General features: G+C 39.0%; 12 protein-coding genes. 5 read left to right on the top strand and 7 right to left on the bottom strand.

Annotation, left to right across the window (positions count from 1 at the left end):
* The first annotated feature begins 17 nt into the window (after window positions 1–17).
* Together mtgA and ppk1 are read left to right on the top strand one after the other, a co-directional pair.
* Window positions 18–692 carry a monofunctional biosynthetic peptidoglycan transglycosylase gene (gene mtgA, locus BBP83_RS11685; RefSeq protein ID WP_068888743.1) on the top strand — a complete coding sequence of 225 codons (675 nt, stop codon included), beginning with the start codon at window positions 18–20 and terminating at the stop codon, window positions 690–692.
* A gap of 124 nt (window positions 693–816) precedes the next feature.
* Entirely contained in the window at window positions 817–2,898 is a 2,082-nt protein-coding gene (gene ppk1, locus BBP83_RS11680; protein ID WP_068888741.1) for a polyphosphate kinase 1, read from the top strand.
* 49 nt (window positions 2,899–2,947) lie between these two features.
* Here ppk1 and BBP83_RS11675 read toward each other — a convergent pair whose 3' ends face one another.
* The 5 genes from BBP83_RS11675 to rubA form a co-directional block, all read right to left on the bottom strand.
* The gene (locus BBP83_RS11675) at window positions 2,948–3,556 is read right to left on the bottom strand and encodes a transcriptional regulator (protein ID WP_068888739.1); all 609 of its coding nucleotides are present in this window, start codon (window positions 3,554–3,556) and stop codon (window positions 2,948–2,950) included.
* A gap of 605 nt (window positions 3,557–4,161) precedes the next feature.
* Window positions 4,162–5,067, bottom strand: coding sequence for a LysR family transcriptional regulator OxyR (gene oxyR / locus BBP83_RS11670; protein WP_068888737.1), 906 nt, complete (start codon window positions 5,065–5,067; stop codon window positions 4,162–4,164).
* Between the two features lie 13 nt (window positions 5,068–5,080).
* Window positions 5,081–6,019: an esterase EstB gene (estB, locus tag BBP83_RS11665; RefSeq protein ID WP_068888735.1), complete on the bottom strand. Its 939-nt coding sequence runs from the start codon at window positions 6,017–6,019 to the stop codon at window positions 5,081–5,083.
* Window positions 6,020–6,079: 60 nt separating this feature from the next.
* Complete coding sequence (locus tag BBP83_RS11660) at window positions 6,080–7,261, bottom strand: NAD(P)/FAD-dependent oxidoreductase (RefSeq protein ID WP_068888733.1); 1,182 nt, start codon at window positions 7,259–7,261, stop codon at window positions 6,080–6,082.
* Between the two features lie 76 nt (window positions 7,262–7,337).
* Window positions 7,338–7,502 (bottom strand): rubredoxin RubA, encoded by a 165-nt coding sequence (gene rubA / locus BBP83_RS11655; protein ID WP_068888732.1) that lies wholly within the window; start codon window positions 7,500–7,502, stop codon window positions 7,338–7,340.
* 493 nt (window positions 7,503–7,995) lie between these two features.
* On the opposite strand from rubA, the gene BBP83_RS11650 reads away from it, so the two are divergent.
* Window positions 7,996–8,538 (top strand): adenine phosphoribosyltransferase, encoded by a 543-nt coding sequence (locus BBP83_RS11650; RefSeq protein WP_068888730.1) that lies wholly within the window; start codon window positions 7,996–7,998, stop codon window positions 8,536–8,538.
* 103 nt (window positions 8,539–8,641) lie between these two features.
* Here the strand turns inward: BBP83_RS11650 and BBP83_RS11645 are convergent, their stop codons facing one another.
* Window positions 8,642–9,136, bottom strand: coding sequence for a YqiA/YcfP family alpha/beta fold hydrolase (locus BBP83_RS11645; RefSeq protein ID WP_171258098.1), 495 nt, complete (start codon window positions 9,134–9,136; stop codon window positions 8,642–8,644).
* A gap of 460 nt (window positions 9,137–9,596) precedes the next feature.
* On the opposite strand from BBP83_RS11645, the gene lysS reads away from it, so the two are divergent.
* Entirely contained in the window at window positions 9,597–11,126 is a 1,530-nt protein-coding gene (gene lysS / locus BBP83_RS11640) for a lysine--tRNA ligase (protein ID WP_068889023.1), read from the top strand.
* A 373-nt stretch (window positions 11,127–11,499) separates the two neighbouring features.
* Here lysS and trpS read toward each other — a convergent pair whose 3' ends face one another.
* Window positions 11,500–12,513, bottom strand: a complete 1,014-nt coding sequence (trpS, locus tag BBP83_RS11635; RefSeq protein WP_068888728.1) for a tryptophan--tRNA ligase — start codon at window positions 12,511–12,513, stop codon at window positions 11,500–11,502.
* A 188-nt stretch (window positions 12,514–12,701) separates the two neighbouring features.
* On the opposite strand from trpS, the gene BBP83_RS11630 reads away from it, so the two are divergent.
* Window positions 12,702–13,625, top strand: a complete 924-nt coding sequence (locus tag BBP83_RS11630; protein WP_068888726.1) for a DUF808 domain-containing protein — start codon at window positions 12,702–12,704, stop codon at window positions 13,623–13,625.
* Window positions 13,626–13,630 lie beyond the last annotated feature (5 nt).

The following is a 13,630-nucleotide window of genomic DNA, read 5'->3' as shown; positions in this document are numbered from 1 at the left end:
AGGAGCATCCGACTGACATGAAAGCCTTTCTTGCCCGCACGCTACTTATTCTGCTTAGTTTCGTGCTTTTGGTGCAATTGTGGATCTTTGCCAGTTTAGCATGGTGGCGGACGCATCCTGTCGATACCACGATGATGATGCGCTTGGATTATTGGTCAGCGCCTTCTCAATCCATAAAACACCAATGGCGTGATTACGACCAAATCAGTGACTATATGAAACAGGCGGTTGTGGCGGCTGAAGATGCCAAGTTTTTACAACACCATGGTTTTGATTGGGCAGGGATGCAGTTTGCTTTAGAGCGCAATAAAGACAAAGGCAAAGTTGTGGCTGGTGGTTCTACGATTTCACAGCAATTAGCAAAGAACTTGTTTTTATACAATAAGCGTTCATTTATACGTAAAGGCCAAGAAGCGGTAGCAACGTGGATGATGGAACGCATGTGGTCCAAACAACGCATTTTGGAAGTATATTTAAACTCGGTTGAATTTGGCGACAATATTTATGGCGTTGAAGCGGCTACACAGCATTATTTTGGCAAAAGTTCACGCAGTTTAAGTCGTGAACAAGCGGCATTTTTGGCTGCACTATTACCGAATCCAAAGTATTATCAAGATCATCGTGATGACCGAAAATTGCAATATCGTAAACGTATGATTCAAAAATATATGCGCTATAGCCATATTCCTTAATATATTTGAGTGGCCTTGTATCTTGAATAAAAAAGCCTAAATTTCTAGGCTTTTTTATGAAATTGTCACAAATTTGAAGCATACTTAGGGACATGCACCGCACTTAAAAAAACATGGGTTAGATATGAATACGGCAGCTGACGCATCTCCTGCACCAATTGAATATACTTATAATGATCGTTATATCAATCGTGAATTATCAATTTTAGATTTTCACCTGCGGGTATTGGAGCAAGCGGTCGATCCATTGCACCCATTGCTTGAGCGCATGAATTTTCTGTTAATTTTTTCACGTAATCTTGATGAATTTTTTGAAATTCGTGTTGCGGGAATGATGGAACAGCTGGATTTGGGCAATGAAAGTCGCACACCAGACGGTTTGACACCGAAACAAGTACTAGAACAAATTTCGCTGACAGCACACGCTGCAATTGAACGCCAATATCGTATTTTAAACAAAGAAATTTTAAATAAACTGCGTGAAGAAGACATCTGTTTCTTACGCCGTGGCGAATTAACCCCTGCACAATCGGCATGGGTGAAAAAATATTTCCAAGAACAAGTGGCACCGGTACTGACCCCTATTAGTCTTGACCCTGCCCATCCATTTCCACGATTGGTCAATAAAAGTCTCAATTTTATTGTGACCTTAGAAGGTAAAGACGCATTTGGGCGTCAGATAGATTTGGCCGTTGTCCCTGCGCCACGTTCCTTGCCACGTGTGGTTCGCTTACCAGACGAACTGACCGATGGTAAAGAACATCATGTGATGTTATCCGCGATTATTCATGAGCATGTGTCTGATTTGTTCCCGGGTATGACGGCAACGGGCTGTTACCAGTTCCGAGTCACTCGTAATGCAGATTTGGCTTTAAATGAAGATGTTGAAGACTTGGCGAAGGCCTTAAAGGGCGAATTAAGCTCACGTCGGTTTGGTCGTGCTGTGCGCTTGGAAGTAACGCATAATTGCCCAAAACATATTTATGAATATTTGTTAAACGAGTTCGATTTAGAACAAGAGCAATTGTATAAAGTTGATGGGCCAGTGAATTTGGCGCGTTTGTTGTCGGACTTTAAACGACCGCATTTACGTTATGATTCACATACGCCGATTATTCCAAAAGTATTGAAAAAATCTGAAAATATTTTTAGTGCAATGCAGAAGCAAGATATTCTGCTTCATCATCCCTTTGAATCATTTGCCCCTGTTATTAACTTGCTACGTGAAGCTGCACGAGACCCACAAGTTTTGGCCATTAAGCAGACTTTATACCGTAGTGGTGCCGATTCTGAAATTGTACAAGTCCTGGCAGAAGCAGCACGTAATGGTAAAGAGGTGACCGCTGTTATTGAGCTTCGTGCACGTTTTGACGAAGAGTCGAATATTGCCGTAGCCAATGTGTTGCAAGAGGCGGGCGCTGTTGTTGTTTATGGTATTGTAGGTTATAAAACCCATGCCAAAATGATTTTGGTCGTGCGTCGTGAAAACAATAAATTAGTCCGCTATGTGCATTTAGGGACCGGCAACTATCATGCGGGGAATGCCCGTATTTATACCGATTATGGTCTGCTGACAACTGATAAAGAGCTGTGTGAAGATGTACACCGTATTTTCCAAGAATTGACGGGTATGGGCAAAATGGCGAAGTTGAAAAAACTGCTTCATGCGCCATTTACCCTGCATACGCAGCTGATTAATTTTATTGATGATGAAATTGCTAACGCGAAGGCGGGTAAGCCTGCTCAAATCATTGTTAAAGTCAATGCGCTGACAGAAAGGCACTTAATCAATAAGTTATATGAAGCTTCTCAGGCTGGTGTGCAAATTGATTTAATTATTCGTTCTATTTGTTGTTTACGTCCAGGATTAGCAGGTCTTTCTGAAAATATTCGTGTGCGTTCAATTGTGGGACGTTTTCTAGAACATACGCGAGTGTATTATTTTAGCAATAATGGCGATGCACGTATCTATTGTTCAAGTGCGGACTGGATGGATCGAAATTTATTTAATCGTGTTGAAGTGTGTTTCCCAATTGAAGACCCTGCCTTAAAGAAACGTATTTATCAGCAGGGCTTATTAACTTATTTGCAAGACAATCAACAAGCGTGGCAACTTCAAGGGGATGGAAATTGGGTACGGGTACAAATGGCGGAAGGGGAAACACCGCATAACTCACAGCGTATTTTACTGGAATTTATTAAATAACTGAGATTATAAAAAGGAGCCAAAAGGCTCCTTTTTTGACGCTTGATCTTTACCGACTAAATAGCTTTCTAAATATAGCCTTAATCAAACTATCCACTTGATAGGCAGAAAGTTTTAATTGTTGTGCGATTTGCTCAACGGTATATTCTTGGCTAATGAGCTGAAGTATCTGATATTTGGGTGGATATAAGTGATGATCCGAAGCAGTAGGGCTCTCGCCATTAAATTTATGCAGAAGTAAAAAGTCTGCAAATAGAGTATGCATGACTGCGCCTCCCCTTAAAATTGTTTTCAGTTGTTTTAAACTGGATTCAAGCGGGGTTTCATTAAGTAGATATGCATTCGAGCCCATTTGAATGGCATCAAAAATCAGTTGCGTGTGTTCTGCTTGATGAAGAGTTACCAAATAACCTGAAGGATGAGTTTGTTTAATAAGGTGAATAAAATTTAAATCTGAAGAACTCTGTACATTATAAAAAATCAAATTGGGTAAATGCTCTGTAATCATATTTTTTGCATTTTCAATAGATGAACTTTGCATGAGCAATTCTTGGGGATAGCCTAAAGAGTTTAAAATATTTTTTAAGCGTAATTCAGGGGTTATGCCGAGGTGATTAATAATCAGCACAGGTACAGGTAAAATCAAATCATTAACCATTAGCTAATATACTCTAAATTAAGCTTCATCAAATTTCATTAAAACAATATTCTCTAAGATTACTTTGCATTAAAAATTAGGGTCTGCATATCCCAAGAAATAGGGATTTAAGATATGTAGGTATATTTAAGTAATTGTAGGGTAATGAATATTATCAAATTATGATATTTTTTGGTGTGTTTTGTAAAGAGTGTCTTATTTTTTATTCAATAGATACAGCTAAAATTTGAGTGGGTATTTGTATTTATTTTTAGACTGATTGAGTGAGTTTGAGTCAGAAACTATTTTCATTTTTTAAAGTATTTTTTAACTCATTTTGATTAAAAATTGTTTGATGGCCACTGAAGAGACTATGTTTAGTAAGCATAAAAATACCAAGAAATAGGGATATATCTGTACTTATTAAGTGTTTATTATCGTGGCGTCTTCTGACTTATCTGGCTAGTGAGAAGATTTATAAAGGATACAGATGATTTTATATTCGAGTTTGAAATCATCTGTATTTTTCCTTAAAGGGCAACTGTAATTGGTTTGCCCTTTTTTTCTTTATGCAAAAAAAAAGAGCATCGAATGCTCTTTTAATTTCAATCATTGTGATTAATAACTTAGTGAAGATTCTGCATAATTTTTTGAAAAATTTGGAGCAATACATCAAATTCACTTTGTAGCGGTGTGCTTTTGCGTGTAATCAGTGCCAAAGTACGACTTGGGCCTGCTTCAATTGGCTTAATCGCTAAATTTGGATTGGCTTTGATCATATTGGTATGAATGGCAATTTCTGGAAGTAGGGTAAAGCCTAAATTTGCAGAAACCATTTCAACCAAAGTTGGCAACGAGCTGGCTTTTAGACGGTGATCATTTTTACGTTCGCCAATTGGGCACGCACTGAGCGCATGGTCACGTAAGCAATGACCTTCTTCTAAAAGCATTAAGCGAGATAAGTCTAAATCATCTAAAGAAACAGCATGTGCCGCATTTTGATCTGTACGATTATGCACAAGGTACAGACTTTCTTTTGCAATTTCAGCAACTTTTAAACCACGAGTATCGAAAGGCAAGGCCAAAACGATCATGTCTAAATTACCATGCTCGAGTTTTTCAACGATTTTTTCACTTTGTGCTTCGTGTAAGTGCAATTGAATTTTAGGCAACTGCTTATGCACTTCATCTAGAAGCTGTGAAAGAAGGAATGGAGCAATAGTTGGAATAATGCCAAGATGCAAATCGCCAGTGAGAGGCTCGCTCATTTCACGGCTCAGGCGCATTAAGTCTTGAGCATCTGCCAAGAGAACACGTGCTCGGGCAACAACCTGTTCGCCGAGTGGCGTTAAACGCACATTTTGACGGTCGCGTTCTACAAGTACGCCACCTAACAAACGCTCAAGCTCCATGATGCCGCCAGACAAAGTTGACTGGGTGACAAATGAGCGACGCGCAGCTTCAGTAAAATGTAGCGTTTCAGACAGTGTTACGAGATATGACAGCTGTCTTAAAGATGGTAATGCAGCCATAGTGTCCTAGTGTTTATAATTTAAAATGTTCAGCAAATAAACCGCTAATATATGGAATAAAATGCGGAGGGATATCATGACCCATTCCATCAATTAATTCAAACTTAGCACCTGAAATTGCTTTCGCAACAGCTTTGCCGTGGCTTGGTGGAAGTAAGCGATCGCAAGACCCATGTATCACCAAGGTGTTCTTCTGGATTTGTTGATCCAGCTTTAGCAGTGAACCTGTACATAATATTGCTAAAAACTGTTGAAGTATACCCGCTGGGTAATAACTTCGTTGATATAATTTACGGGCAGTTTGAATTGCCTCCAGTTGATTGACGTAGCCTGGAGAGCCAATGGTGTTAAAGAGTTTCAAACTATGGTTGATAATGCCGTCTTCATCATGGGATTCTGGCTTACCAATTAAGCTGAGTAATTGTTTTGGAAAGGGTGGGGGTAACATCGGTTGATTGTTACTGGTAAACATTAGGCCAATATTGTTAATTTTTTCTGGATATTTTGCCGAAAGAATTTGCACAATCATCCCACCCATTGATGCCCCAATCAGATTGACTTGTTCAAGCCCCATTCGGTCAATCAGTAGTGACACATCTTCAGCCATATCGTGCAAGTTATAAGGCGCGCCTTGATTTTCAAGTCCTAAAATAAAACGGCCCATTAATTTTACTGTATTAAGACGAGGGCCTTGATGTCTGACTTTTGAAGAAAGGCCGATATCACGATTGTCAAAGCGAATGATACGATAGCCTTGATCGATTAGAGATTTACAAAAAAAATCAGGCCAATACAGCATTTGTGCGCCTAAACCCATCACCAGTAAAATCACAGGATGTTCGGGGTTGCCACCGACTTCTACATGTAGCTCAATGCCGTTGCCTAAATCGACTTTGGTTTCATGCATAAATGTGGTGTATGGCGAATTGCTAAATTTTAAAGCACTATTCATTTTTATTGATCTCCCCCATCAAGGACGTTTTTATTTAAAAAACGTCCTTATATTAAACCCTTAAACTGATATAGGAATCAAGTCAGGGACTTGTTTTGCCAGTGCCAGACGTTGTTTGCCTGCAGTTGCACCAAGTAAAACAAAACCACGTAAAGTGCCTTCTGCATCTGAGGCTTTGGCCAACATCCCATCTTCAGTTTCTTCTGTATTCCACGTGACCTCTACATCGATGGGTGCAGGTAAGACAGTAAGCGGTGCAGCTGGGGTTTTCACAGCAACAGGCATCGCTGGATAATGCACGGCGGTATTTTCGCCATTTAATGTTTTTGCCAGCGCGCGCGCTTGTTGCATAATTGGCATCACATAGGGCAAAAGAATGCCATTTACTTCAACACAGTCACCCATTGCATAAATATCAGCTTGATTGGTTTCTAGACCTGCATTGGTCAGTACGCCACGACTGGTATGAATATTCGTTGCTTTGGCTAAGTCAGTGTTAGGAAGTAGGCCAATAGCAGAAAGTACAGCATCGGCTTGCAAGGCTTGACCATTGGCTAAAGTTACGAAGTAATGCCCGTGTTCATTTTTAGAGATTTTTTCGACCGTTGTACCCAAGACAAAATGAATTCCTGTTGCTTCTAAATTTTCTTTAAATGTCTGTGCAACATGCGCAGGCAATAGGCGACCTAAAGGCAGGGGTGCCAGATCAATGACCGTAACTTGATGGCCTGTATTTTGTAAATCGTTGGCAAATTCACAACCAATTAAGCCCGCACCTAAAATAACCACGCGCTTTTCTGCACTTGAGTCAAGTTGGCTACGAAAAGCTTTATAGTCGTTTAAGTTATTGACCACATGAATATCATCGCTACCATCACCTGCAATGGCCAGACGAATAGGATTTGCACCTACTGCTAATACGAGTTTTGAATAAGTTTGAACTGTAGCGGTCTGATCTACATGTTCTAGATGAAGTTGGTGTGTAGCAGACTCAATTGATTTGACCCAAGTATGATTTAAAATTGTCATATTTAACTGTGCAGACATTTTTGCGGCATCGCCAAGGGCAATCTGTTCGGGGGCTTTTTTACCGGTATAAGCATTTGATAATGTCGGTTTGGCGTAGTTTGCTGCGTCATCGGCACAGATCATAACCAGTTCTTGTTCGGCGTTAAGCTTGCGGAATTCGCGTGCGATGGCATAACCCGCCATGCCTGAACCAATAATGACAATAGGATGCATACTCTACTCCAAGCACATAAATTTTTATAAAGACGTAAAAAAAGACCATAACATAGATGGTCTTTGATGGAATGTGTTAAATTTCAATCATTTCAAAATCAACTTTTGACACGCCACAATCAGGGCAAGTCCAATCATCTGGGATATCGTCCCATTTTGTGCCCGCGACAATACCGTCTTGAGGCCAGCCTTCTGCTTCGTCGTAAATCCATCCGCAAACGATGCATTGATACTTTTTCATTTAACTCTCCAAAAACTAACCGAAAAGAGCGGTCAGTAAAAAATCAGATCTTGCAAAACTCTAATAATATGACTTTATCAGCGTACACATTGATTAAATTTTTACGCAGTTCTCATCATAAAGTAAAGTGAATAAAAGTTTAATCTGTGAAATTAAAACCAGAATGTCACGCGAGGACAAAAAATGTCAGAAAACACGCAATTTATTTAAATTTTGTCAAACAATCTGGTGTTCTCAGGTTGGGTTCAGATGATGTGAGCATTCACGTTTCTTTTGAATTTTTATATATTTAGACTAAGGTCGTGAAGTGAAAACCAAATAAATTTGCTAAATTAGAATAAGATAATTATTAGTTCATTATTTATTCAAAAATAAACATAATTAAATCAATGGTATATTGTTCGTTACGGGCTGAAAATTGAGGCGTTGGCTGTTCATTGTTCACATTTTGCGTTAAAATTCATACATTCTTTTCTTATTTTATCTTTCTCCTATGAGCAATTTGTCTACTGCATTGTGGTCGCACATTCGTACTGTCCAAGATTTCCCAAAACCAGGTATTTGTTTCTTTGACCTTACGCCGTTATTTATGAATAACATTGGCCCTTTGACAGATGCATTGATTGCAAGTATTCCAGCTGAAAAGTTGGCTGAAGTAGAAAGCTTTGTGGCTGTTGAAGCACGTGGTTTTGTTCTTGCGAGTCTTTTGGCACAGCGTACAGGCAAAGGTCTTATTTTGGTGCGTAAAGCAGGGAAGTTGCCACCACCAGTAGTGGGTGTGGGTTATAGCTTAGAGTATGGCTTAGATCGCTTGGAAATGTCTTCTGAAATTGAAGCTCAAAAAGTCATTATTGTCGATGATGTCTTGGCAACAGGTGGCACATTGCGTGCGGTGAAACAATTGGTTGAAAAATGTCATCACCAAGTTTTAGGCGCAAGTATTTTTCTGGATTTGCCAGATTTACATCAAGATTTAGGTTTAGAAATTTGGTCGGTTTTAGATGATAAATCTAAACCACAGTTGGATGCTGCTTAAGCCTGATAAGTTTGAGAGCATTTAAAAAGCATTAATAAAAAGCATTAATAAAAAGCATTAATAAAAAGCATTAATAAAAAGCCTTGCAGCCTGCGAGGCTTTTTTATTTGTGTAAAATATTGTGTTCAATTTCCTGAATAAGAGCATTTAAATTTTCAGGGCATTTGAGTCGATGATGACCACCATCAAGTGCTTGAATTTGCATATAGTCTTCTAATTGTTCTTGTACAGCATGCATATCCAACATTTCGTCGCCCAGTTCTAAATAAGCAAATTGGGGAATATCGTGATTTAGGTCATCATGACAAATAAATGGGTAATCTTCTCTGAAGTTGGGATGCAAGCTCGGGTTGGCAATGACACAAGGAATTTGATGAGCCAATGACATTTTAAGCGCCCAATAACCCCCTAAGCTATGGCCGACAATAATTTCAGGTTTAATTTTTTCAATAATTTCATGATAAAAATTGGCAACAGTTCGAAAATTAAGGTTGCGATAGTCTACATTGATACAAAATTTCTGTTTCGCATCGATGGCATGGAATTTAGTAGACTCACGCGATGAATCTAAACCATGCAGAAATAAGATTTTGGACATGCATGAGCTCATTGTTTGTACTGACATTTACAGATTCTGAAAGTTGAAAATAATCTACTTTTCAACCAATTTATTTGGATATTGTAATGTTCTTGTGCAAATAAGGAATTAAGCTTTTGGTCTAATCTACTAAGGGCGAATAGCCTAAAATTGTATAAATCAATTTGGTGAAAACAGGTTGGACGTGAGTGTTTTAGCAAGACGAACGAGGGAGTCTGAATATCATCAAGCAATTCAAGGTGCTACATCTCTGTTTTAGAATATCTCGTCATCTTTGTTATTTTATTCAGGCTGAAATTGAAAAGAGATTCGATGACTTTAAAGTTTAGGAATGAGTGCGTGGCACTTTTAAAGATCTGAAGACGCTATCCATATGGAAATTATTACAGAATCTACGAATTTTGATGTATTTCTGCTATGCTATGCGACTTCCAATTTATTAATTATATACGAGGCAGAGATGACGCAACAAACCGCTCAATCGACTTCTGAACAACACATTTCCGAAAACGATTTAATTGCACAGCGTCATGCCAAGTTAAAGCAAATTGAAGAACAGGCAAAGGAAAAGGGAGTAAGCCCTTGGCCGAACACGTTTAAACGTGAACATTATGCACAAGACTTACAAGACCAATTTGCTGGCATGTCTAAAGAAGACATTGACGCGGGCGAAAAAGTTTATGTAAAAGTTGCGGGCCGTGTGATGTTAAACCGTGGTTCATTCATCGTCATTCAAGATATGACCGGACGTATTCAGTTATATGTTGCACGTAAAGAACTGGCACCTGAAGTATTAGAAAGCATCAAAGCCTTAGACCTTGGCGATATTATTGCCGTTGAAGGCTACATGGGTCGTTCTGGTAAAGGTGATTTATATGTTCATATTGAACAGTTTGAATTGCTGACCAAATCGCTTCGTCCTCTTCCAGATAAATTTCATGGTTTAAATGATACCGAAGTAAAGTATCGTAAGCGTTATTTAGATTTGATCGTCAACGAAGAAACACGTAAAACTTTTGAAATTCGTGCAAAAGTGGTGTCTGGTATTCGTGCCTATTTGACCAATGAACGTTTCATGGAAGTTGAAACGCCGATGATGCATGTGATTCCAGGTGGTGCTTCTGCGCGTCCATTTGAAACACATCATAACGCATTAGATATGCCATTATTTTTACGTATTGCCCCAGAGTTGTACTTAAAGCGTTTGGTGGTGGGCGGTTTTGAACGTGTATTTGAAATTAACCGTAACTTCCGTAACGAAGGTGTTTCAACGCGCCATAATCCAGAATTTACCATGATTGAATTCTATCAAGCTTATGCAGACTATAAAGACTTGATGGAATTGACTGAAAAAATGCTGGAAAAATTGGCCATCGATATTTTAGGTTCAACCGATGTGCCTTATGGTGAAGAGGTTTATAGCTTCAAAGGCCCATACAAAAAAATCTCAATGTTTGATGCAATTCTTGAACAGAACCCAGAATTTACGCCAGAAAATGTTGGTGATCGTGAGTTCCTTGCGAACTATATTAAAGAAACATTGAAAGAACAGGTAAAACCTAGTTTTGGTTTAGGCCGACTCCAAACCATTGTATTTGAAGAAACAGTGGAAACGACATTACGTCAGCCAACATTTATTACAGAATATCCAGCGGAAACTTCACCATTGGCACGTCGTAATGATGATAATCCACACATTACCGATCGTTTTGAATTTTTTATTGGTGGTCGTGAATTGGCCAATGGTTTCTCAGAATTGAATGATCCGATTGACCAAGCAGAACGTTTCCAAGCACAAGTGGAAGAAAAAGATGCAGGGGATGATGAAGCTATGCATTACGATGCAGACTTCGTTGAAGCATTAGAATATGGTTTACCGCCGACAGCAGGTCAAGGGATTGGTATTGACCGCTTGGTGATGTTATTTGCTAATGCACCAAGTATTCGTGATGTAATTTTGTTCCCGCATATGCGCCATAAAAATGCATAAGTTGTGAGTAAAACAGGCCCGCCTAGTGCGGGTTTTTTTATATCGAATTTTAAATATGTTAAATGATAAAACGCAGACAAAAAAATACGCAATAATTGGGGTGACTATTGCGTATAACAACGAAACTGCTTTCACAGCTCCGGTAAAGGAGAAATGTATGATTTTAGGTTTCCCTTAAAGCATGAACTCATTGTAAAGAGCATGCTCATTCAATTCATCGGTATTCACGTTAATATATGTTAGCCAATGTTAATAGTTGGTGTTTTATATGATCAATCACTCATCTTTCGTCGTTTTAATCAACATTCTCACATTAAAAAGCCTTCCATTAGAGGAAGGCTTTTATTTTTTAAGTGCAATAGTTTAGTTATATTTAAAAATGAAATACGCCTAAACCTGATTTTATTTCATCCAATGTTTGTTGGGTGATGTCACGGCATTTATCTGTCCCTGTTTTTAAGATGTCCATGATGTAATCAGGGTCTTTTTGCAGTTCTATGCGACGTTCACGAATTGGCGTGATTAATTCTTTTAACACACCTTCTAGACGCTTTTTCACCACACCATCACCTAAGCCACCACGACGGTAGTGTGCTTTGAGTTCTTCGACTTCTTCCTTATTGGTGTCAAAAGCATCTAAATAAGTGAAGACAATATTGCCTTCTACTTGACCCGGATCTTCAACGCGAAGATGGTTCGGGTCAGTGTACATCGCATTGACTGCTTTTTTAATGTCTTTGTCTGAGGCATCTAAAACAATGGTATTGCCCAATGATTTAGACATTTTCGCTTTACCATCAAAACCAGGTAAGCGGCTCATATTAGAAAGCAAAACTTTACATTCAGGAAGTACTTCATGACCAATTTGACGGTTCAGACGACGCACAATTTCGTTGGTCTGTTCAATCATTGGAATTTGGTCATCGCCCACTGGAACAACGGTGGCTTTAAAAGCTGTGATATCGGCGGCTTGTGCCACTGGATAGCACAAGAAACCTGCAGGAATATCACGTTCAAACCCACGTAACTGAATTTCAGCTTTAATGGTTGGGTTACGCTCTAAGCGTGCAACAGTGACAAAGTTTAAATACAGCATTGTGAGTTCGTTCAATGCTGGAAGGCATGATTGAACACAAATAGTTGTTTTTGTTGGATCAATACCGACCGCTAAATAGTCTGTCGCAACTTCAATAATATTACGACGGACTTTTTCAAAGTTATCGGCATTGTCAGTTAATGCTTGTGCATCTGCCAGCAAAAGGTGCTGATGATGAGAATCCTGTAAACCTACGCGTGAACGTAAAGAGCCAACAAAGTGACCGAGGTGAAGCTGTCCAGTAGGACGGTCGCCAGTCAAAATTACTGGACGATTATCTTGATTGCTCATGTTCTATTCCATAAGAGCAGCCAGCGCTGCAGTACGTTTTCAAAGAATGGCAATATTGTACGGTATTATTTTTTTTTATGTCAGCCCGAATAAAACCCAGCATAAAAAAATCTTTGAATTAATCAAGTAAATACAAAAAATATTAAAAAACCCTTTAGAATTATAAAAAATGAAAAGGAAAAAGAACAATGGCCAGTAGCCTATTATTACTTTTAGATGATATTGCCACCGTACTTGATGATGTTGCCGTGATGAGCAAAATGGCTGCTAAAAAAACCGCAGGTGTTTTAGGGGATGATCTGGCGTTGAATGCGCAACAGGTCAGTGGCGTGCATTCAGACCGCGAACTTCCTGTGGTTTGGAATGTTGCGAAAGGTTCATTTATTAATAAATTGATTTTAGTGCCTTTGGCGCTTTTAATCAGTGTGATTGCACCTTGGGCAATTAACCCTTTGCTGATGGTTGGCGGTCTATTTCTGTGTTATGAGGGTGTCGAAAAAGTTTTGCATAGTCTGCATCATAAAAAAGCCAAAACAGTCGATGAAGCTCAGCAGGAATTAGAACATGTAGAAGTTGATTTGGTGGCCTTTGAAAAGGAAAAAGTAAAGGGCGCTATTCGTACTGACTTTATTTTATCGGCAGAAATTGTGGTGATTTCACTGGGAACAGTGGCGACAGCGAGTTTTATTACTCAACTGAGCGTGCTGAGTGTAATTGCTATTGCCATGACTGTAGGTGTGTATGGTTTTGTCGCATTGATTGTCAAAATTGATGATATTGGGCTACATTTAACCGAACAAACATCTAATTTAAAACAAAAAATTGGCCGCGGTTTATTGGTGTTTGCACCGATATTAATGAAGACATTAACCATTGTTGGAACCATTGCCATGTTCCTTGTGGGTGGAGGGATCATTAACCATGCTGTGCCGTGGATGCACCATTTTTCAGAAGATACTGTTGAATATGTGCAGGAAATTCCAAGTATTGGTAATATTGTTGGAGCCTTGGCACCCACGTCGCTTAATTTGCTGATTGGTTTTATTGCAGGTTTACTAGTGTTGCTTGCTGTGAATATGGTGAAGAAAATTTGGCCAAAATTTAAATCATAATTTGA

It is taken from the genome of Acinetobacter celticus, from assembly GCF_001707755.1.
Classification (GTDB): Bacteria; Pseudomonadota; Gammaproteobacteria; order Pseudomonadales; family Moraxellaceae; genus Acinetobacter; species Acinetobacter celticus.
The sequence above is the reverse complement of the archived record's forward strand: the minus strand, read 5'-3'. Positions and strand labels throughout refer to the sequence as shown.

Excerpts from the sequence above, each read along its gene's own strand:
- mtgA (WP_068888743.1), top strand. The coding sequence starts at position 18 with ATGAAAGCCTTTCTTGCCCGCACGCTACTTATTCTGCTTAGTTTCGTG.
- ppk1 (WP_068888741.1), top strand. The coding sequence starts at position 817 with ATGAATACGGCAGCTGACGCATCTCCTGCACCAATTGAATATACTTAT.
- BBP83_RS11675 (WP_068888739.1), bottom strand. The coding sequence starts at position 3,556 with ATGGTTAATGATTTGATTTTACCTGTACCTGTGCTGATTATTAATCAC.
- oxyR (WP_068888737.1), bottom strand. The coding sequence starts at position 5,067 with ATGGCTGCATTACCATCTTTAAGACAGCTGTCATATCTCGTAACACTG.
- estB (WP_068888735.1), bottom strand. The coding sequence starts at position 6,019 with ATGAATAGTGCTTTAAAATTTAGCAATTCGCCATACACCACATTTATG.
- BBP83_RS11660 (WP_068888733.1), bottom strand. The coding sequence starts at position 7,261 with ATGCATCCTATTGTCATTATTGGTTCAGGCATGGCGGGTTATGCCATC.
- rubA (WP_068888732.1), bottom strand. The coding sequence starts at position 7,502 with ATGAAAAAGTATCAATGCATCGTTTGCGGATGGATTTACGACGAAGCA.
- BBP83_RS11650 (WP_068888730.1), top strand. The coding sequence starts at position 7,996 with ATGAGCAATTTGTCTACTGCATTGTGGTCGCACATTCGTACTGTCCAA.
- BBP83_RS11645 (WP_171258098.1), bottom strand. The coding sequence starts at position 9,136 with ATGTCCAAAATCTTATTTCTGCATGGTTTAGATTCATCGCGTGAGTCT.
- lysS (WP_068889023.1), top strand. The coding sequence starts at position 9,597 with ATGACGCAACAAACCGCTCAATCGACTTCTGAACAACACATTTCCGAA.
- trpS (WP_068888728.1), bottom strand. The coding sequence starts at position 12,513 with ATGAGCAATCAAGATAATCGTCCAGTAATTTTGACTGGCGACCGTCCT.
- BBP83_RS11630 (WP_068888726.1), top strand. The coding sequence starts at position 12,702 with ATGGCCAGTAGCCTATTATTACTTTTAGATGATATTGCCACCGTACTT.